This is a genomic window from Melissococcus plutonius ATCC 35311, from assembly GCF_000270185.1.
GTDB lineage: Bacteria > Bacillota > Bacilli > Lactobacillales > Enterococcaceae > Melissococcus > Melissococcus plutonius.
In genome coordinates this window covers 1,591,277-1,612,642 of the sequence record NC_015516.1, presented here as the reverse complement: position 1 = coordinate 1,612,642, position 21,366 = coordinate 1,591,277, and the positions used below count along the sequence as shown (strand labels likewise).

Sequence of the window (21,366 nt, the reverse complement as noted above, 5' to 3'; positions counted from 1 at the left end):
AAAGAGGTGAATTGAATGGCTATCAAAGCAGAAGAAATTAGTGCACTGATTAAAAAGCAAATTGAAAACTACCAACAAGAATTAGAGGTAGAAGAAATCGGCACTGTAACATATGTAGGTGATGGGATTGCTCGTGCTTATGGTCTTGAAAATGCTATGAGTGGTGAATTATTAGAATTTTCTAATGGTTCATACGGTATGGCACAAAACCTAGAAACAAATGATATTGGTATTATTGTCTTAGGCGAATTTGACACCATTCGTGAAGGAGATAAAGTAAAACGAACAGGTAAGATCATGGAAGTACCTGTTGGGGAAGCAATGATTGGTCGTGTTGTTAATCCATTAGGCCAACCGATTGATGGTTTAGGTGAAATTAAAACAGATCACACTCGTCCAATTGAAGCAATGGCACCAGGGGTTATGCAACGAAAATCTGTAAATGAACCCTTACAAACAGGATTAAAAGCGATTGATGCATTGGTACCAATTGGTCGTGGACAACGTGAATTAGTTATTGGTGATCGTAAAACAGGTAAAACATCCATTGCAATTGATACAATCATTAACCAAAAAGGTCAAGATGTTATTTGTATCTATGTGGCAATTGGGCAAAAAGAATCTACTGTGCGTAGCCAAGTTGAAACACTTCGTAAATACAATGCCTTAGATTATACGATTGTTGTAACTGCAGGAGCTTCTCAACCAGCACCTTTATTATACATTGCTCCTTATGCTGGAACAGCGATGGGCGAAGAATTTATGTATAATGGTAAACATGTCTTAATTGTTTTTGATGATTTATCAAAACAAGCAGTTGCTTACCGTGAACTCTCATTATTACTTCGTCGTCCACCAGGTCGTGAAGCTTACCCGGGTGATGTTTTCTATCTACACTCTCGTTTATTGGAACGTGCAGCAAAATTAAGTGATGATTTAGGTGGTGGTTCAATGACCGCTCTTCCTTTTGTTGAAACTCAAGCTGGAGATATTTCTGCCTATATTCCAACAAATGTTATCTCTATCACTGATGGCCAAATCTTCTTGGAAAGTGATTTGTTCTATGCAGGTACCCGTCCAGCAATTGATGCTGGTTTATCCGTATCACGTGTTGGTGGTTCTGCTCAAATCAAAGCAATGAAAAAAGTTGCTGGTACCTTACGTATAGATTTAGCTAGCTATCGCGAATTAGAATCATTTACCCAATTTGGTTCGGATTTAGATGCTGCAACACAAGCAAAATTAAATCGTGGACGTCGAACGGTTGAAATTTTAAAACAAAAACTACATGCACCATTATCAGTTGAAAAGCAAGTTGTTATTTTGTATGCATTGACACATGGCTTCTTAGATAGTATTAATGTAGATGATATTTTAACATTTGAACAAGAATTATTTGATTACCTTGATGGCAAGCATCCTGAATTGTTTGAAACAATTCGAAAAACAAAGGACTTACCAGATACAAAAGACCTTGATGCAGCTATTCAAGAATATAAAGATGTATTTTCAACATCTACTAATAATTCTAAAACAGCTAAGGCGTCTGAAACTGTAACTAATGGATAAGAGAGGTGACAAGCAGTGACCGCTTCATTAAATGAAATAAAACAACGAATTGCTTCTACAAAGAAAACGAGTCAGATTACAAATGCGATGCAGATGGTATCTGCGTCAAAACTGACAAAATCAGAAGTTGCCTCTAAGAATTTTCAACAATATGCTGCAAAGGTTCGTTCTGTTGTTACCCATTTAGTCGCGTCTCAATTAAATGATTTAGCAGATAATTCTTTTTCAGATAGTGAAGAAAGTATAAATTATCATGCTATGCTTACTACACGTCCTGTAAAGAAAACTGGTTATATCGTGATTACCTCAGATAAAGGATTAGTCGGAAACTATAACAGTTCAATTTTAAAACAAACAATGACAATAATAGAAGAAGATAAAAAAGCAAATAAGGATTTTAGCTTAATTGCAATTGGTAGTGCAGGTGCTGACTTTTTTAAAGCAAGAGGATTGGATATTGCTTATGAATTAAGAGGATTAAGTGATCAGCCTAGCTTTAATGAAGTACGTAAAATTGTTTCTACTGCAACTTCTATGTATCAGAATGAAGTATTTGATGAATTGTATGTTTGTTACAATCATCATATTAATTCATTGACAAGTCAATTTCGAGTAGAAAAAATGTTGCCAATTTCAGATCTAGATCCTAATGAGGCAAAAACATATGAACAAGAATATATTTTAGAACCTTCTGAGGATGTTATTTTGGATCAATTATTGCCACAATATGCAGAAAGTTTGATTTATGGTTCAATTATTGATGCAAAAACAGCAGAGCATGCGGCTGGTATGACAGCGATGAAAACAGCGACAGATAATGCTCAAGATATTATTGGTGATTTGACGATTTCTTATAACCGAGCACGTCAAGGAGCAATTACACAAGAAATCACAGAAATTGTAGCTGGTGCAGCTGCATTAGAATAATCTGGTCTTACACAAAAGATGTGTGACTATATCAAGACTGGAGGAGGAAATTATGAGTTCAGGAAAGATTGTTCAAGTAATTGGTCCAGTTGTGGACATAGAATTTTCTTTAGATCAATCATTACCAGATATAAATACTGCATTAGTTGTTTATAAGAATGATGAAAAGAAACAAAAAGTCGTCTTAGAAGTAGCTTTAGAATTAGGCGACGGGGTCATTCGTTCGATCGCTATGGAATCAACAGATGGTTTACAAAGAGGAATGGAAGTTATTGCTACTGGTAAATCCATTTCAGTTCCAGTGGGTAAGGAAACCTTGGGACGTGTTTTCAATGTTTTAGGAGATACAATTGATTTGGAAAAACCATTTCCAAAGGAAGCAAAACGTAGTGGTATTCACAAAACAGCACCAACTTTCGAAGAATTAAGTACAAGTGACGAAATTTTAGAAACAGGAATCAAAGTTATTGATTTACTAGCTCCTTATTTAAAAGGAGGAAAAGTTGGACTATTTGGTGGTGCCGGTGTTGGTAAAACGGTATTAATTCAAGAATTAATTCATAATATTGCTCAAGAACACGGGGGTATTTCTGTATTTACTGGTGTTGGTGAACGAACACGTGAAGGAAACGACCTTTATTATGAAATGAAAGATTCTGGTGTAATTGAAAAAACAGCGATGGTGTTTGGACAAATGAACGAACCACCAGGTGCACGTATGCGTGTTGCATTGACAGGTTTAACTATTGCTGAGTATTTCCGTGATGTCGAAGGTCAGGATGTATTATTATTTATTGATAATATTTTCCGATTCACACAGGCAGGTTCAGAAGTTTCTGCCTTGTTAGGACGTATGCCTTCTGCTGTTGGTTACCAACCAACCCTAGCTACTGAAATGGGTCAGTTACAAGAAAGAATTACTTCAACGAAAAAAGGTTCTATTACGTCTATTCAAGCAATCTATGTACCAGCAGATGATTATACCGATCCGGCTCCAGCAACAACTTTTGCCCATTTAGATGCAACAACGAATTTGGAACGTAAGTTGACTGAACAAGGTATTTATCCTGCAGTAGATCCACTGGCTTCTTCTTCAAGTGCTTTAGCGCCTGAAATTGTTGGTGAAGAACATTACCATATTGCGACAGAAGTGCAACATGTGTTGCAAAGATATCGTGAATTACAAGATATTATTGCTATCTTGGGAATGGATGAATTATCAGATGATGAAAAAGTTTTAGTTGGACGTGCACGTCGCATTCAATTCTTCCTTTCTCAAAATTTCCATGTGGCTGAACAATTTACTGGACAACCAGGTTCTTATGTACCAGTAGCTGAAACGGTAAAAGGATTTAAAGAAATTCTTGATGGAAAATATGATGATCTTCCAGAAGAAGCATTTCGTAATGTAGGTAAAATCGATGAAGCTATTGAAAAAGCAAAACAATTAGGCAATTAGGAGGTAAAGGCACATGAATAAATTGACTGTCAATGTTGTAACTCCCAGTGGTTTAATTTATGATCACCATTCCAAGCTTGTTGTTGCTAAAACAACAGATGGAGAAATTGGTATTTTGCCAGACCATGCTCCTATCATAGTGCCTTTAGCGATTGATGAAGTAAAAATAAAAAGAACAGACACTGATACTCATGTGGATTGGATTGCTGTAAATGGTGGTATTATGGAAGTACGTGATAATATTGTCAGTATTGTAGCAGATTCAGCTGAAAGAGAAAGAGATATCGATGTTTCAAGAGCTGAACGTGCAAAACTGCGTGCGGAAAGAAGATTGACTGAAGCACAAGAAAAAGCTGATACAGATGAATTAAAACGTGCAACAGTTGCTTTACACCGTGCAATTAACCGTATTAACGTATCTAAACACATATAACCATAGTAAGTAATAATGAAAAGCATTGCTTACATAAATAAAAAAGTGATAAGTACTTATAAAAAAGTACTTATCATTTTTTTATTTATTTTTTGGTTTGAATTGGTATATATTTGATATAATTTGATCATCCATACTTTAGAAATTGATTGGTTAGTGTTGTTATTTTTTTCAGCGATCTAGTATAAAATATGCTAAAATTAAATTAAAAATTAAAGCGAGGGAAAATAACGTGCAAGTTTATGGAATGGAATCAGTTATTCGAATTGTTTGTCATCTTTTATTTATCTATATTGCATTTTGGTCGTTGGGTGCATTACGAATTGAACAACTCTTTAAATCTCAACATGTTCAGCAAGCTAAAATTTTTCTATGCATAATTGCTATTGTTATAGGATATACAGTTAGTTATTTTTTACTAGAATTAATGGCATTATTTCGCAATCTTTTTTTTATGTTTTTTTCTTAATTTATGGGACAATAAAAAAGGGTACTATTTATTCAGAAATAATGATATAATAATAAAGATTTTGAATAGATGACTCTATTCTCATATTTTGGGGGGAACAAAATGGAGCAGATTATTATTCATGGCGGCAATCGATTAAAGGGAACAGTCAAAATCGAGGGAGCTAAAAATGCTGTATTGCCAATTTTGGCTGCTAGCCTTTTAGCTGATGAGGGAATAACGACATTAAACAATGTGCCAATTTTGTCCGATGTTTTTACGATGAATCAAGTCATTAGCCATTTGAATGTTAAGGTCACATTTGATCAAGCAAACAATCAAATTACTTTAGATGCTACCGAACCACTAGGAATACAAGCGAATTATGAGTATGTTAGCCAAATGCGTGCTTCAATTGTTGTAATGGGCCCATTATTGGCCAGAAATGGAACTGCAAAGGTAGCCATGCCTGGCGGTTGTGCAATTGGCAAACGACCAATTGATTTACATTTAAAAGGCTTCCAAGCATTAGGTGCAAAGATTATTCAAAAAAATGGATATATTGAAGCTATTGCGGATGAACTAATTGGAAATACAATCTATTTAGATTTTCCTAGTGTTGGAGCAACACAAAATATCATGATGGCAGCAGTTAAAGCAAAAGGAACGACCATTATTGAAAATGTTGCTAGAGAACCAGAAATTGTTGATTTAGCGAATATTTTGAATAAAATGGGTGCTTCAATTGTAGGAGCTGGAACTGAGATGATGCAAATTGAAGGTGTCGATTCACTTCATGCGGTTGAACATTCTATTGTTCAAGACCGTATTGAAGCAGGAACCTTTATGGTTGCAGCAGCAATGACTGAAGGCAATGTGTTAATTGAAGACGCAATTTTAGAACATAATCGTCCCTTAATTTCTAAATTGGCTGAAATGGGTGCTAAAATTTCTGAAGAAATAAATGGCATTCGGGTAATTGGACCGAGTGTACTTAAACCTACGGATATTAAGACATTGCCACATCCAGGATTTCCAACTGACCTTCAGGCACAAATGACAGCAATTCAATCAATTGCCCAGGGAGTTAGTGTGGTCACAGAGACGGTTTTTGAGAATCGTTTCCAACATTTAGAAGAAATGCGACGAATGAATGCCAATGTAAAAATTGATGGAAATATTGCTGTTATTACAGGTACTAATGGCAAAGCTCTTCAAGGAGCTGCCGTACAAGCAACAGACTTACGAGCGGCTGCAGCTTTGATATTAGCTGGATTAAGAGCAAATGGTATTACTCGTGTTTCTAATTTGAAGTATTTAGACCGTGGTTATTACAAGTTTCATAGCAAACTTCAACAATTAGGTGCTATTGTTGAACGTGTTGATGATGACTTAATTGTTGAAAAAGAAATATCTATTGTAAGCTAGAGAGGAAAAAAATGAGTCCATTTCGTTATATTTTTATAACAATCTTAAAAATTTTGACAGTTATCGCCTTAGTAATTATTTTATATGTTATTGGTACAATGATTGGTTATAGTTTAATAGGTAGCGGAAATTCAAAAGATATATTTAATGAAGGAACATGGACACATATATTTGATTTTATCAAAAAATAAAATTCTTAACTAAGACGACTATTTACAAAAGATTGAATAAATTAATTTTTTAAATTTTTATTTAGTTGAAAATTGCTTGAATGGTTAATAAAAAGAGTAAAATGAGGAATAACGTCTATTTATTTCTTCATTAAACAAAGTAAAGTGTGGAATCTAAGGTTCTACGCTTTACTTTTTTAATGCAGTAGGTAATTAGAGAAAAAGTTACCAATCAATTCAGGTTAAATGATAAATCTATAGTTATTTTTAATGGTATAATGATAAAAAAGATAGAGAAAGGATTAAATAAATGCAAGCACTTGTTACAGAAATTGGAAAATATGCACTTACCGAAGATGAACCAATGATCATTCTTTTTGGCGAGACAGCTACACAGACATTAAGGGAATATTCTGTTATTCAAAAATTTAAGGAGCCAGTTCAACCAATTATATTAAAACCAGGTGACTTTATACGTATTAATCAAAAAAAATACACCATTTGTTATGTTGGTCCAATTGCTAATGAAAATTTATCCAGTATTTCACATGTAACTTTAGTTTTCGATAAAACACCTGAATCTGAAGAAAATGCTATTGCAAATGGCTTATATCTTTCTCCTTACGAATTACCTACATTATCCATCGGGTCTATCATTGAATATGAAAATGAAAATGTCAATCCAGTAGAATAGTCAGAAAGTGAGTATAATTTTGACCATGACTTCAAAATTATACTTTTTATATCAATTTTTTAGAGTATTAGTAGATTGAGAGATAGAACTATCAAGTAATATTCAAATTTTTATTTCTTTAAAATGATAGAACAATATCTTTGAAAATAGCAATCAAACTTTTAAGTTTGATTGCTATTTTTGTTTTCTATATATGAATTAACTATTAAAAAATGTATAAATGGCATTAAAAATTGCGAATTAAAAAGTTGTTCCTAGTAGCTCTGCTGCATCAAAGGCCTTATTCATTAATTCTTCTTCTCGTTCAGGTGTCTGATCAATGCCTTCAATTAATAATTGTTCATAGTTATGGATACCTATAAAGGTTAATATTTGTTCAAGATATAAAGAGGCGAAGTCTTTACCCTCATAAATGCTACCACTTGATTGGATATGCAATGCTTTTTTACCACGTGTTAATGCTTCTGGCCCATTTTCTGTATACCTAAATGTTTTACCAGCAACACAAATGGTATCTATCCAGGCTTTTAGTCGTGTAGGAATTGTTAAATTCCATAAAGCATTAACAATAACAATCTTATTAACAGCAATAAATTGCTCTGTTGATTGATTGAAAAGAAGTAATTTAGCTTGTTGACTTTCTGTTAATTGAGCAAAATCTTTGCCATTTCCTAGCTGATTCCAAGCCAAAAGAATCTCTTCATCAATTTCTGGAATGTTTTCTTTATAAAGATCCACAATATTCAAAGTATCTTGCGGATTTTTTGCTTGATAACTCGTAATAAATCTATCTAAAACTTTCATTGAACGTGAATTTTCTTTTTCTAAAGGGTGCGCTTTAACTACAAGTAAATTTGACATACTATTCCTCCTAAAAAGATATAGTTTTATTCTAACAGTAAAAATAAAAAATACAAGTTAACCTAGTTCGACAATAATCTTAATTGTCTAAATGGTTAATTGAATGTAATCGTTTGTAGTTTTTAATAAAACATGCTAGTCTGAATCCAAACAAGGTATATCTATTTGTTTTAATTTTTGTATTTTTTATCCTAATAAAATAATTATATGCCTATGAAATTTAAACAAATATTTATATTTAGAAAATGAATGAAGAGAACTAAGAAATACTAGATTAAAACGAGAATCATTCCAAAATGTTTAAACCTAAAATGGCTTTCAATCCTATTAAAGTGAACAAGGAGGTAAAATAATATGGAAACAAATCAGGAAATTGCTAGACGTGTAATAAAGGACGTTGGTGGTAAAGACAATGTTATAAGTGTTGTTCATTGTGCTACTAGACTACGTTTTAAATTAAAAGATGAAAAAAAAGCCAATACAGAACAATTAAAAAAAGATCCAGCTATTCTTCAAGTTATTCAAAGTGGTGGACAGTATCAGGTAGTTATTGGTCCGAAGGTTGGTGATGTCTATGACGAATTGATGAAAGAAAATCACCTTTCTGCTAACGATTCACATAATGAAAGTCAGAAAAAAGAAAATATTTTAAGTTGATTGATAGATATTATTTCTGCTATTTTTACGCCATTTCTAGGTGCATTAGCAGGTGCCGGAATATTGAAAGGTTTTTTAACGCTCGCGTTAACACTAAATTGGCTAAGTGATCGTTCAGGTGTTTATTTAGTTTTTTTTGCAATTGCTGATGGAATATTTACATATTTACCAATTTTATTAGCTTTTACTGCTGCCAAAAAATTTAATACGAATCGTTATTTAGCTGTCTGTTTAGCCATGGCACTCGTCCATCCAGGTATTAATGAATTGGCTGGAAAAACATTAAGTTTTTGGGGTATTCCGGTTATTTTAGGTCCAAATGGTTATATCTCTTCTGTTATACCTATTATTCTAGCTGTTTTCATCCAACAATACGTAGAACATTTCTTTAAGAAAATAATTCCAAGTTTTCTACAGATTATTGGTGTACCTTTAGGTGTTTTTCTAATTATGGCACCGATCACATTTATCATTATCGGCCCAATTGGCATTGTTCTTGGTAATTTATTAGGTGGTATTTATAATACACTTTATAACTTTAGTCCATTGGTTGCTGGGATAATCATGGGAGGATTCTGGCAGGTTCTTGTTATTTTTGGTATGCATTGGGGTCTGGTTCCAATTATGATGCTTAATGTATCACAATTTGGTCAAGATACATTAATGCCAATCTTGTTGCCGGCTGTTTTATCACAAGGTGGAGCAGCTTTTGCAGTATTTTTTATGTCAAAGAATTTAAAATTAAAAGAATTGGCTTTATCTTCTTCTATTACTTCAATCTTTAGTATTACAGAACCTACTGTTTATGGAGTCACCTTGCCGCTTAAGCGTCCTTTTATTGCCGCCTGTATTGGTGGAGCTGTTGGTGGTGGATTTATCGCATTTAAACATGTTCAAAATTTCTCTTTTGGACTAGTCAGTCTTTTAAGTTTACCAGGATTTATTCCTAAAGACACAAAAAACATGACCGGATTAATCTCTGCAGCAATTGGCGTTGTCATTGCTGTGATTATCGCTTTTATTTTAACCTTTATTCTAGGATTTCAAGATGAACCAGATAGTGCTTTAGCTACAGTTGGAAAAGATAATGATGATATTCCTGTAGAAAAAAGTCAAACAGAAAAAGACGCTTTAAATTCAACGAATCAATCAGAAGATCAAATGATTTTAGCTAGCCCATTGACAGGAAACATACTACCGTTAGAAGAAATAGAAGATGAAGCCTTCTCTACTGGTGCATTAGGTCAAGGAGTTGCTATTGATCCATTAGAAGGAGTGTTGTATGCACCAGCAGATGGTGAATTAACAACATTATTTCCAACAGGGCATGCTATTGGGTTAACAACCTCAGATGGTATTGAAGTGTTAATTCATTTAGGGATGAATACAGTTGAATTAAAAGGTGAAGGATTTGAAGTTTTGACACAACAAGGTGCTCAAGTGAAAAAAGGTGATTTATTAGTAAAATTTGACATAGGAAAGATTAAAGCAGCTGGATATTCCATAATTACGCCGATTGTTATTACAAATACGAATAACTATGCGAAAATAATGGTTATTGATCAACAAAAAATTGCTCATGGTGAAGAACTTTTAACAATTATATCTAAAAAGGCAGAAATTAATCATTCATAATTGGTGATATCAAAAAATAAATAATTTAAAAATGGCTCATTTATTTCTGATTTTCAGCTCATTAAAATCTGTTTGTAATAAAAATAGATTAAAAAATATAAGACATCAATGAAACTCATTGATGCCTTATATTTATTATTTAAAGCTTGATTGATAATTCTGCCGTACTGCTGAGTAGACAATGAGTCCAAATGTTTACTTCATTATACAAATATTAGAATCTTAATCAAATTGGATTTAAAATAGAGAGTAAAGAAAGCTAGAAATAATCAAAAGATGAATTTATTATTTTGTTCAAAAAAATAGAATATTTCCTTAAAAATTAGGGAAAAGAAAGGATTAACGAATTGCTTAAACATTTTATTTTTATTTTGATTGGACCAAGTGGTTCAGGGAAAACGGTTGTTGCAAATAATGTATTCTCAAACTATAAAAAAGTAATTTCACATACAACAAGAGCAAAACGACCAAAAGAAGAAAATGGCATTGATTACTATTTTGATTCAGAAAAACGGTTTAAACAATTAATGAATCAACAAGCTTTTGCTGAATATGATTGTTATCATGGTAATTGGTATGGCACCATTTTTAAAGATATTGTTTTAAAGACAGATCAGCATAATGCTTATGCCATTTTAACTTATTCAGGATTCAAAAATCTATCCGACCGATTGGGAGATAAAGTCATTCCTGTATTTTTTGATGTATCAAAAGAGAATATTAGAATTCGTTTAAATTATAGAGAAAAAGACCAAACAATTATTCAAAAAAGAATATCAACTTATGAAAAAGAGTATGCAAATAAACAATATCTGATTAAATATCCACATATAATCTTATTAAACGCTAATCAACCTATCAAAATGGTGATAAAAGAATTAAAACAGAAAATTTCATTTTATAGGTAAATAATTTGCAAAACCATTTATACACCATAATTAAGGAGTAGTTAATTTATAATTATCATTTTGCTAAAAGAAATGAAAAATAAAATAATTTGTATAGATGATTTTATTTATTTCATTTTTAATTATTAGAATAATAAAAAATGAAATATATTCAGTAAACTAGTGAAATTATTAAAAGAAATAATGAAGGCTAAATAATATAATTTTAACAAATACACACTGATCCTATTGTAAAATAAATTTATTTAACTTTATTTTGTGGTTGTCTTAATTTATGTTGTTATTGATTATTAATAATTTGTCTTTAGATACGCTATAAAGTATGTTGGAAGAAAGAAGGAAAGAAACTCAATGATTAAATTAGCGAAACGAATGTCATTTTTCTCAACATTAGCAGCAATTATTTTTATGGCATTACAAGTGGTTACGAACTTGTATTTACCCAGTTTGACATCGGCAATTATCAATAAGGGCGTGGCAAAAGGCAATATTCCTTATATTTGGTCGATTGGTTTTTGGATGATTGGTTTTTCTTTTATTAGTATTATAGCCTCAATTGCCAATACTTTTTTTGCTACAAGAGAATCACAACGATTAGGAAAAAATTTACGTTTTGCTATCTATCAAAAAATTGAAAATCTATCGAACGATGAATTTGATAAATTCGGAACAGCCTCTTTAATTACCAGAACGACAAATGACGTTACTCAAGTTCAGCTAGTTATGCAAATGTTTCTGCGTTTAATGATTATGGCGCCAATTACATTGGTAGGTGCAATCATATTAGCTTATTTAAATAATCATCAGTTAACTAAAATTTTTATTGTTGTTTTGCCTGTAATGATAGTTGTCGTAGGTGGTGTCATCTATTTTGCAGTGCCATTGTTTAAAAGTATTCAAAAGAAAACAGATCGTTTAAATTTAGTGTTTAGAGAGGAATTAACTGGAGTTCGTGTTATTCGAGCTTTTGATAAAGAAAGTTATGAAGAGAAACGATTTGATAACGTTAATAGAGATTACACACAAACGGCTATTAAAGTAAATACCATCGTTGCTTTAATGATGCCTATGATGACACTGATTATAAGTGGAACAAATATTGCAATTTCGTGGCTTGGTGGTCACTATATTGCAAATAAACGAATGGAAGTAGGAAATTTAGTTGCTTTTATGACCTACGCTGTACAAATTCTATTTAGTTTTATGATGTTAACAATGATTTTCATTCTTGTTCCCAGTGCTCAAGCTTCTGCTGAACGTATTAATGAAGTATTAGATATGAAAAGCAGCAAGCGAAGTATTATTGATAAACCTACCAATAAAAAAATTATGTTTAAAGGAGAAAAAGCTTCATTATTATTTGAACATGTTTATTATCGTTATTTGGGTGCAGAAAAATTAGCGCTTGATGATATTAATTTTACTGCTACATCTGGTAGTATGGTAGCTATTATTGGAGGTACCGGTTCGGGAAAAACCACATTAATTAATTTGATTCCACGTTTTTACAATTTAGAAAAAGGAAAAATTTTAATAAATGGCGAGGATATTGCAACTGTTCCACAACATAATTTAAGAGATCATGTTGGTTTTGTTCCACAACAAGCCGTATTATTCTCAGGAACGATTCGTGAAAATATGCAATATGGTGCCTTTAATGCAACAGATGAAGAAATTTGGAAAGCCTTAGAAATTGCTCAAGCGAAAGACTTTATTTCTGAAATGCCACATGGGCTTGATAGTCATGTTGAACAGGGAGGAAATAATTTTTCAGGTGGACAAAAACAACGTTTAGCCATTGCTCGTGCCTTGGTAAAAAAAGCCGATATTTATGTATTTGATGATTCCTTTTCAGCTTTGGATTTCAATACAGATGATAAGTTAAGGAGTGCTCTGAAAAAAATATTAATGAAGCCATTGTTATTTTAGTTGCCCAGCGTGTTAGCACAGTTATGGAAGCAACAATGATTTTAGTGTTAGACGAGGGAAAATTAGTCGGTAAAGGAACACATAGTGAATTAATGAAAGATAATAAAACTTATCAAGAAATTGTGCATTCACAACTTCGGGAAGGAGAGAGTGCATGAAGGTAAATAATACATCAGGTGGTCCAATGGGCGGAAACAAAAATATTAAAAATCCATCCACTGCAAAAGCAAAAAATTTTTGGGGAACGACCCATCGATTATTTAAATATATGTCAAGACGACTTATTCCGATTACCTTTGTTCTAATTCTTGCTATTTCATCTGTTATTTTTCAAATACAAACACCTAAAATATTGGGTGGGACAACAACAGAAATTTATCAAGGTGTTATGGAAGGAATTGCTAAAACTAAAAAGGGAATCGCAATTTCTTCTTACCCGATTGATTTTCAAAAAATTCCGCAAATTCTAATGATTGCTTTTGTCATGTATCTTTGTTCTGCATTGTTTGACTTTTTACAACAATTTATTATGACACGTGTCTCCCAACGAACCATTTATGATTTAAGACACGAATTAGAAGCAAAGATGAATAAATTACCGATTTCCTATTACGACACACACAATAATGGTGATATTATGTCAAGAGCAATTAATGATATGGATAATATTGCAAGTACACTGCAACAAAATTTAACACAGTTGATTACAAATGTGATCACAATTTTTGGTGTTTTATTTATGATGTTAACCATTAGTTGGCAATTGACTTTAATTACCTTAATTACCGTGCCACTTAGTTTAGTCGTTGTTATGATTATTGCACCAAGTTCACAAAAATTTTTTACGATCCAGCAAAATAGTTTAGGTTTATTAAATAATCAGGTAGAAGAAACTTATGCAGGTCATATTATTGTCAAAAGTTTTAATCATGAAGCAACAGATCAAGAAGCATTTAAAAAAGAAAATGAAAAACTTTATAAAGCGGGTTGGAAAGCACAATTTATTTCTGCTATTATTATGCCTTTAATGAATTTTATCAAAAATCTTGGTTACGTCTTTGTATCTGTAGTGGGTGGAATAAACGTTGCACATGGAACAATTACAATAGGAAACGTTCAAGCTTTTCTACAGTACACCAATCAATTTTCACAACCCATTGTTCAAATATCTAATTTATTAAATACAATTCAGTCAACGATTGCTTCTGCTGAACGTATTTTTGAATTATTAGATGAGCCGGAAATAGTTAATAGGCCTTCTGGTATTCCTGCTGAGAAGAATGATTTCTATAAAGTTCAATTTGAACATGTCCAATTTGGTTATACAGCCAATCATCTGTTACTCACTGATTTTAACTTAGAAGTAAAATCTGGTGAAATGATAGCTATTGTTGGTCCTACAGGAGCTGGTAAGACCACTCTGATTAATTTGCTGGAACGTTTTTACGATATTAATGGTGGGAGCATTAAATATGATGGCGTCGATACGAGAGATTTAGGAAGAAATGAATTGCGAGCTCACTTTGCAATGGTTCTTCAAGATACCTGGTTATTTACTGGTAGTATTTATGATAATATTATATATGGAAACACACAGGCAACAGAGGAACAAGTATATGCAGCATCAAAAGCAGCTTGTGCTGATGAATTCATACGTAAGCTGCCAAATGGGTATCACACAATCTTAAACGAGGAAGCAAGCAACATTTCTCATGGCCAAAGACAATTGTTAACCATTGCTCGAGCATTTTTAGCTGATCCAGATGTATTAATTTTAGATGAAGCTACTTCCAGCGTTGATACCAGGACTGAGCTTTTAATCCAACAAGCTATGAGTAAACTGCTAAAAAATCGAACAAGTTTTGTTGTTGCCCACCGATTATCTACTATTCAAGATGCCGATAATATTATTGTTATGAATCATGGTTCAATTGTTGAAACAGGAACACATAAAGAGTTAATGAAAAAAAATGGCTTTTACGAAAAACTTTATAACAGTCAATTCTCGCAATAATGATTTCTTAATAGAAATATAAAGTGTAAGATTAATGGAATAAATGAATAAAAAGTTACTCTATCTATCTTTATTCATTTATTTTGTTAATCTTTTTTAATGAGTGATTTGATAGAGAAAAAAATCATAATTTATGAATAATGAGAATTTGTTATTTTATTTTTTGTTTTAGATAGTATGGATAACCATAAATAAGTTTGATAAGATATTCTTTGAAAGAATAATAATTAATTTTGAATAATTAATGGGCGTATTAATAGAACTATTTAAAGATAAAATGTAGAAAAGGATAAACTTTAATTCAATTTTTATTAAAGAAAATTAACAAGTAATCAATGAAAAAAAGATTCATATTTTAACAATTAACCAATTTTTATGATTAAATAACTTCATAGAGTAATTGTATGGCTATTAAATTAAAACCTTTTTACATCGTTTATGTTACTTGTATTTTTTATTCGAATGATCAAAGAATACTTTTAATATAGGTTGCATAAGAAATAATTAAAGTTTTCTGTTTTGGTCAAATAGAACATTAATAGTAAACAAGTAAGAATTATTCTATCTTTTTTAATAGATAATAAGATATAAAATTTTTAATTATATTGTTATGATTTGACAAAGATTAAATTTATTTAAATGCATCTTTTTCTAACTGAATTGGATAAAAGGATTATAATAGAAAGTAAAAAAGGAGTAATTATTTTAAAAGCAATACTCAAACTTTAACGTAATTAATGAGTAAAATACGGAATAGTTTATTAATAGGATTTTTAATAAATAGATCAGTTATTTAAGTATTTATATGTTGTCATTTGTTGGGTATAAGAAGTTTTGTAAGATCATTAAAAGGACCTATTGCTTGATGATTTTATGTACGATGTATAGAATATAAAAAGATGAACATTCGGGGGGAAGACGAATGAATAAATTTAAATTGCCAAAAAACATTTATGTCAAAACGGTCGCATTACGTATTAATAATTCTGAAGAGATGCTTAAATTTTATAGGGATATTGTCGGTTTTGTATTGAAAACAGAAGAAAATAATTTATCTGTTTTCGGTACTGTCGAATTGGATAGTCAGTTGTTGATCTTAGAAGAGATGGAGTCGATCGAACAAGGCAGCAAAACAAAACGGCTTGCTGGACTTTCTTTACGACTGCCTAATGAGGTTGAGTTGGCAACCATTGCTAGAAGAATTGTTAGTAATAAATATCCTATAGAAGGAGCAATCATCAGAAACGCACGTAGAAGTATTTTTTTGCTAGATCCAGAAGGCAATAGATTAGAGCTTTATTGTAATGTACCCTTATCTTTGAATGAAGAAAAAGGCGATCTTTCTCTTTTAAACTTAGACAAATTATTACAAAAGGGGTTACCTGTCTATCATGGATTATCAAAAGAAGCAAAATTTGACTTAATCTATTTGAACACAGAAAAAAATAGAGATAGCGTGCATTTCTATCAAAATACTTTGGGAATGTCCTTATTAGAAAACTATAATAATATATTAACAATGGGAGAAGGCCATTTCTCTATTGCTTTGCAAGAAGATAAACTAAATGAACGGTCAATAGCAAATAAAAATCAGTTAGGCATTGAATTTTTGATTTGTCCGGTGGTGTGTGATGGAGATATGCGACAATTGGAAGAACATCTACAGGCAGAACAAGTCAATTTTTTTATTGATAAAAGAAAAACATTTATTACAATTTATGATAAATTAGGTATTGAATGGTGGTTTATGCGTCATCCAAATATTAAAAAATAGCGTTGTTAAAAAGTAAAAATTAAGTGAGTGTTCAATATGTATAAACAAACACAGGCAATGATTCAGGAATTACTAAAGAAAAAGATTTTTCCAGGTGTAGCATTTACCTTTATAAGAAATAACAATCAAGAAAGTTATTGTTTTGGTGATGCACAACTTCTTCCTACACGTCAACCATTGACACCAAATTTACTTTTTGATGTAGCTTCCTTAACAAAGGTTATTTGTACGACTACAGTTATTTTAAAATTATGGCAAGAGGGCATAATTGCTTTAGAGGATCCCATAAAAAAATATTATCCTGATTTTAATGATGAAAAAATTACGATTCATCATTTAATGACACATACTTCAGATATAACAGGATATATTTCTAATAGAGATCAATTGAATAAGGAAGAATTAAGAAAAGCGTATAACCAATTACAATCAGGTAAATATCTGGGAAAAAGAGTTATGTATACTGATACAGGTACAATTTTATTGGGATTTATGTTGGAGTCGATCTTTAATGAGGATGTAGTGACAATTTTTACGAAAAACGTTTTACAACCCTTGCAAATGTCAATGAGCACATTTTTACTAGATGATTATAAAATCTGTATACCAACTGAGAATCATAAAGAACGAGGTATTATCCAGGGACAGACACATGATCCGAAAGCATTCATCTTAAAAGAGCATGCTGGCAATGCTGGATTGTTTACAAATAACAAAGACCTGGTAAATTTTGTTTCCATGTATTTAAATGAAGGAAGCTATGAAGGTAAATGCATTTTAACTCCTGAGACGATTCAAGCCTTACTAATAAATCAAACACCTTTTGATGAAAATAGTTGGTCACTTGGCTGGAAGTTGAAAAATGATTTAAGTGATAATCATCCACTTTTGTTTCATACAGGGTATACTGGCACCTTTTTGTTAATCGATGTGCAACAAAAAGAAGCCTTCATTTTTTTATCCAATCGAATCCATCCAGTGGATCACAAAGAAATATATATAAAATGTCGAGATGAGCTTGTACAGCAATATTTGTAAGAAAAAGCAGCTATGACTCATAAGTCTCTTGATTAGATGATATAATGATAATATAAGAGGAGGGTTCCAAATGATAGAAGAACCACTATTTTTAAAGCCTGTTTTTCAAGAAAAAATATGGGGTGGCGACCGGCTAAAAACCATTTTTGATTTCGATTTACCTAGTCATAATATTGGCGAAGATTGGGCAATTAGTGCCCATCCTCATGGTGTGAGTACTGTTTTAAATGGTCCTTATAAAGGTGTCAAGTTAAATGAGCTTTGGCAAAATCATAGAGAATTATTTGATTATGCTGAAGGCGAAGTATTTCCCCTTTTGACCAAAATTATTGATGCAGAAGACAATCTTTCTGTTCAGGTACATCCAGATGATACTTATGGATTAAAGCATCAAGGTGAACTTGGAAAAACCGAATGTTGGTATATTATTGATGCAGATCCAAATGCTACCATTGTTTATGGGCATAATGCAAAAACAAAAGAAGAATTTAAAGAGATGATTCAAAAAAATCAATGGGATGGATTATTGAGGAAAATTCACGTAAAGAAAGGTGATTTTTTCTATGTGCCCAGCGGTACGATCCATGCTATTGGTAAGGGAATTATGATCTTAGAAACACAACAAAGCAGTGACACAACCTATCGAGTCTATGATTATAATCGAAGAGATGCAAAAGGAAACAAACGTGAACTACACATTCAGCAATCAATTGATGTTGCAACAATTCCATTTAAGGCACCTATATTAAAAACACAACAGAAGAATGAAGGAACATCCACCATAACGATTTATCTCAAATCAAAATTTTTTAATGTTTATGAGTGGCAGGTTCAGGGAATTTTAGGATTAAAAAAACAAGCTCCCTATACACTAGCAACCGTTATAGAAGGAGCTGGTAGTTTAGTTATTGAAAATGAGTTGACACTTCCTGTAGATCGATATGAATTAAAAAAAGGAGACAGCTTCATTTTGCCTGCTTCGATTGAAAGTTGGCGAATCGAAGGCGAAGTAACAATTATTGCTTCTGAACCAAGTAACATTACTAACTAATCAGTAAAATTTAATAAGATTAATCCTCCATTTCAATCTTAATATAGTTTAGATTGAAATAGGAGATTAATCTAATAAATGGTATATTTTTAATTATTGTTAGATGATTAAAAATTTAGTTATATTATAGAGTTTATTTACATAGGATAACTAAGCAGAAATTTTTAATCATTTAAAGCATTAAATAAATAATAGAAAAATAGGTGAATAAATAGTCAATATAAAGAAGTTAATTTGCTAATGCTTGATGAATCAATCGAATACCTAGGTTTTCATTTCTGGCAAGAATGGGACCATGAAAATAAGAACAAAAAACATTTTTATAATGAACACCTTCAGTACCATCCTCCGCATTATTGCCATTTCCTTTTTTAGTTTTACCTAAGGGACGAAGATTTTCACCTAAAAATGTTCTACCATTATGATTTTCAAAACCATAATAGGTTTCATTAAATTCCTCATTATAAATTTCAATATCACCAATGTAGCGGTTATTTTCTTGGCTTAGTGTATAGTAATCCAATGCTCCAATGCCATCTATTTTTTCACCATTAGCACCAATATAATAATGACCTAAAAGTTGATAACCACCACAAATAGCTAAAAGCACACCATTATTTTCTATATAATTTACTAAACTTGTTTTTTTCTTTTGAATATCTTCTGAAATAATTTTTTGTTCAAAATCTTGTCCTCCTCCAAAAAAAACAAAGTTGTATTTTTCAGGTTCAAAAGGTTCATAAATACTGACCACTTCTGATTGGACTTCGATTTGCATTTTTTGACTAAGATACTTTAACATCAATATATTTCCATTGTCGCCATAAGTATTCATTAAATTGCCATACAAATGGCAAATGTTCAACTTATTTTTTGGCACCACTCATTCCTCCTTGAATATATTTTTTATCTGTAAGCAATTTGCGTAATTGTAACACTGCTGTATAGGTAGCTAAAATATAAACATTTTTTGTTGGCAATTTTTTAATTTCATCAATGACTGTATCTAATGAGGAGATTTCTTTTATTTTTTCTTCAGGAATTCCAGCGACCTTTAGACGTAAAGACATATCTTGATGACGATCACCACCTGCAATGACAGCTGGAATATTCATTGTAGCAAATGCTTCCTGATTTCCATCCCAAATCCAGCTAACATCAATACCGTCAGCATAATTTGCATTTAGTAAAGAGACGAGTGAGAAAGATGTTTGCGTTAAACCAATCATATCAATGACCTGATTCAATCCTACAGGATTCTTAACTAAAATTAATGTACATTCTTTATCACCAATCTGAATTGTTTCCTGTCTACCAAAGATTTCATCATTATCTTTCAAACCAGTCCTAATTTTCTCAGCTGAAATATGGTAATGTGTTGCAACGGCTGTGGCAGCCAAAGCATTATAAATATTATACATACCGACCACTGGAATATGATAGGTTGAACCATCAATGGTAAAATCAGAAGAATGATTATCCATCTGATTGATAGCTGTTAATGAAACATCTAACTGAGGACGATGAAAACCACAATTTGAACAATAGTATTTTCCAAGATTGGCGTAAGTAATCATTTTGTAATTAAGGATATGCTGACATTTAGGACATAGTAAACCATCTGTATTGTAATGGGCAGCCTGATCTTTATCTGGTAAATGGTTAAATCCATAATAACTTCTTGGATTCATTGTATCTGTTGAATTAAAAATCGGTGAATCACCATTACAGATAATTAGTGCTTCTGGTGCAGCCTTTGCACCTTCTAAAATCAAACGATAAGTAGTATAAATTTCTCCATAGCGATCCATTTGATCTCTGAAAATGTTTGTGAATACAAATGTCTGTGGTTTAATATATTTTGTCACATGACTTAAGCTTGCTTCATCGATTTCTAATACTGCAAATTTTTTTTGTTGATGTGTTTTTTTAGCACCAAGGAAAGTTGAAACAATCCCTTGTTCCATATTTGCACCTGTCGGGTTTGTTAAAACATCACCAAATTCTTGTTTTAAAATATTTACAATTAATGCCGTTGTCAATGTTTTTCCATTGGTGCCTGTTACAATAATTGTTTCATAGTCTTTTGCTAGAGTATCCAAGATTTTTGGATCTATTTTTAATGCTAATTTACCAGGATAACTACTTCCACCCTTAAGAAAGGTTTGTAAAAACCATTGGGAAGTTTTACCAGCGGCAACAGCGATGGAACTACGTACGTTCATAGAAGGTCCTCCGATTCCTATTTATCTTGTTGATATTAGAATAGTTATTCAATGCATCTATCATAACATAAGTAAAAAAGAAATTTAATCTTCTTTAGCTTTTCTTATTCATCCTAATCATAGAAAAAGATACTATGCGTAAGAAA

16 protein-coding genes and 2 pseudogenes are annotated in these 21,366 nt (G+C 31.8%); 15 read left to right on the top strand and 3 right to left on the bottom strand.

The window, feature by feature from the left end; all coding sequences use genetic code 11:
* Positions 1 to 15: 15 nt before the first annotated feature.
* From atpA to MPTP_RS07005, 8 genes are all read left to right on the top strand, one after another.
* Complete coding sequence (gene atpA / locus MPTP_RS07040) at positions 16 to 1,569, top strand: F0F1 ATP synthase subunit alpha (RefSeq protein WP_013774431.1); 1,554 nt, start codon at positions 16 to 18, stop codon at positions 1,567 to 1,569.
* Positions 1,570 to 1,584: 15 nt separating this feature from the next.
* Entirely contained in the window at positions 1,585 to 2,496 is a 912-nt protein-coding gene (locus MPTP_RS07035; RefSeq protein ID WP_013774430.1) for a F0F1 ATP synthase subunit gamma, read from the top strand.
* A 52-nt stretch (positions 2,497 to 2,548) separates the two neighbouring features.
* Complete coding sequence (gene atpD, locus MPTP_RS07030) at positions 2,549 to 3,955, top strand: F0F1 ATP synthase subunit beta (RefSeq protein ID WP_013774429.1); 1,407 nt, start codon at positions 2,549 to 2,551, stop codon at positions 3,953 to 3,955.
* Between the two features lie 13 nt (positions 3,956 to 3,968).
* Positions 3,969 to 4,388: a F0F1 ATP synthase subunit epsilon gene (locus MPTP_RS07025; RefSeq protein WP_013774428.1), complete on the top strand. Its 420-nt coding sequence runs from the start codon at positions 3,969 to 3,971 to the stop codon at positions 4,386 to 4,388.
* Positions 4,389 to 4,620: 232 nt separating this feature from the next.
* Positions 4,621 to 4,857: a DUF1146 family protein gene (locus MPTP_RS07020; RefSeq protein WP_013774427.1), complete on the top strand. Its 237-nt coding sequence runs from the start codon at positions 4,621 to 4,623 to the stop codon at positions 4,855 to 4,857.
* Between the two features lie 102 nt (positions 4,858 to 4,959).
* Positions 4,960 to 6,264, top strand: a complete 1,305-nt coding sequence (gene murA, locus MPTP_RS07015; RefSeq protein ID WP_013774426.1) for a UDP-N-acetylglucosamine 1-carboxyvinyltransferase — start codon at positions 4,960 to 4,962, stop codon at positions 6,262 to 6,264.
* An 11-nt stretch (positions 6,265 to 6,275) separates the two neighbouring features.
* Positions 6,276 to 6,455, top strand: coding sequence for a DNA-directed RNA polymerase subunit beta (locus MPTP_RS07010; RefSeq protein WP_013774425.1), 180 nt, complete (start codon positions 6,276 to 6,278; stop codon positions 6,453 to 6,455).
* A 289-nt stretch (positions 6,456 to 6,744) separates the two neighbouring features.
* Positions 6,745 to 7,128, top strand: a complete 384-nt coding sequence (locus MPTP_RS07005) for a PTS glucitol/sorbitol transporter subunit IIA (protein ID WP_013774424.1) — start codon at positions 6,745 to 6,747, stop codon at positions 7,126 to 7,128.
* A gap of 240 nt (positions 7,129 to 7,368) precedes the next feature.
* Here the strand turns inward: MPTP_RS07005 and MPTP_RS07000 are convergent, their stop codons facing one another.
* Positions 7,369 to 7,989: an FMN-dependent NADH-azoreductase gene (locus MPTP_RS07000; protein WP_013774423.1), complete on the bottom strand. Its 621-nt coding sequence runs from the start codon at positions 7,987 to 7,989 to the stop codon at positions 7,369 to 7,371.
* A 354-nt stretch (positions 7,990 to 8,343) separates the two neighbouring features.
* On the opposite strand from MPTP_RS07000, the pseudogene MPTP_RS06995 reads away from it, so the two are divergent.
* The 7 genes and pseudogenes from MPTP_RS06995 to manA all read left to right on the top strand — a co-directional run bounded on the left by MPTP_RS06995 (position 8,344) and on the right by manA (position 18,995).
* Positions 8,344 to 10,281, top strand: a pseudogene (locus MPTP_RS06995) (beta-glucoside-specific PTS transporter subunit IIABC).
* Positions 10,282 to 10,628: 347 nt separating this feature from the next.
* Positions 10,629 to 11,189, top strand: coding sequence for a guanylate kinase (locus tag MPTP_RS06990; RefSeq protein WP_013774420.1), 561 nt, complete (start codon positions 10,629 to 10,631; stop codon positions 11,187 to 11,189).
* A gap of 351 nt (positions 11,190 to 11,540) precedes the next feature.
* Positions 11,541 to 13,276 (top strand): annotated as a pseudogene (locus tag MPTP_RS06985) (ABC transporter ATP-binding protein).
* Positions 13,273 to 15,132, top strand: a complete 1,860-nt coding sequence (locus MPTP_RS06980; protein WP_013774417.1) for an ABC transporter ATP-binding protein — start codon at positions 13,273 to 13,275, stop codon at positions 15,130 to 15,132. The pseudogene MPTP_RS06985 and the gene MPTP_RS06980 overlap by 4 nt, the downstream one beginning before the upstream one ends.
* Before the next feature lie 922 nt (positions 15,133 to 16,054).
* Positions 16,055 to 16,906 carry a VOC family protein gene (locus MPTP_RS06975; RefSeq protein ID WP_013774416.1) on the top strand — a complete coding sequence of 284 codons (852 nt, stop codon included), beginning with the start codon at positions 16,055 to 16,057 and terminating at the stop codon, positions 16,904 to 16,906.
* Positions 16,907 to 16,942: 36 nt separating this feature from the next.
* Complete coding sequence (locus MPTP_RS06970) at positions 16,943 to 17,944, top strand: serine hydrolase domain-containing protein (RefSeq protein ID WP_013774415.1); 1,002 nt, start codon at positions 16,943 to 16,945, stop codon at positions 17,942 to 17,944.
* Between the two features lie 73 nt (positions 17,945 to 18,017).
* On the top strand, positions 18,018 to 18,995 hold the full coding sequence (gene manA, locus MPTP_RS06965; RefSeq protein WP_172956394.1) for a mannose-6-phosphate isomerase, class I: 978 nt from the start codon (positions 18,018 to 18,020) through the stop codon (positions 18,993 to 18,995).
* 229 nt (positions 18,996 to 19,224) lie between these two features.
* On the opposite strand, the gene MPTP_RS06960 is transcribed toward manA, so the two are convergent.
* Positions 19,225 to 19,875 carry a type 1 glutamine amidotransferase gene (locus MPTP_RS06960; RefSeq protein WP_013774413.1) on the bottom strand — a complete coding sequence of 217 codons (651 nt, stop codon included), beginning with the start codon at positions 19,873 to 19,875 and terminating at the stop codon, positions 19,225 to 19,227.
* Complete coding sequence (locus MPTP_RS06955) at positions 19,862 to 21,220, bottom strand: Mur ligase family protein (RefSeq protein WP_013774412.1); 1,359 nt, start codon at positions 21,218 to 21,220, stop codon at positions 19,862 to 19,864. The genes MPTP_RS06960 and MPTP_RS06955 overlap by 14 nt, the downstream gene beginning before the upstream one ends.
* Positions 21,221 to 21,366 lie beyond the last annotated feature (146 nt).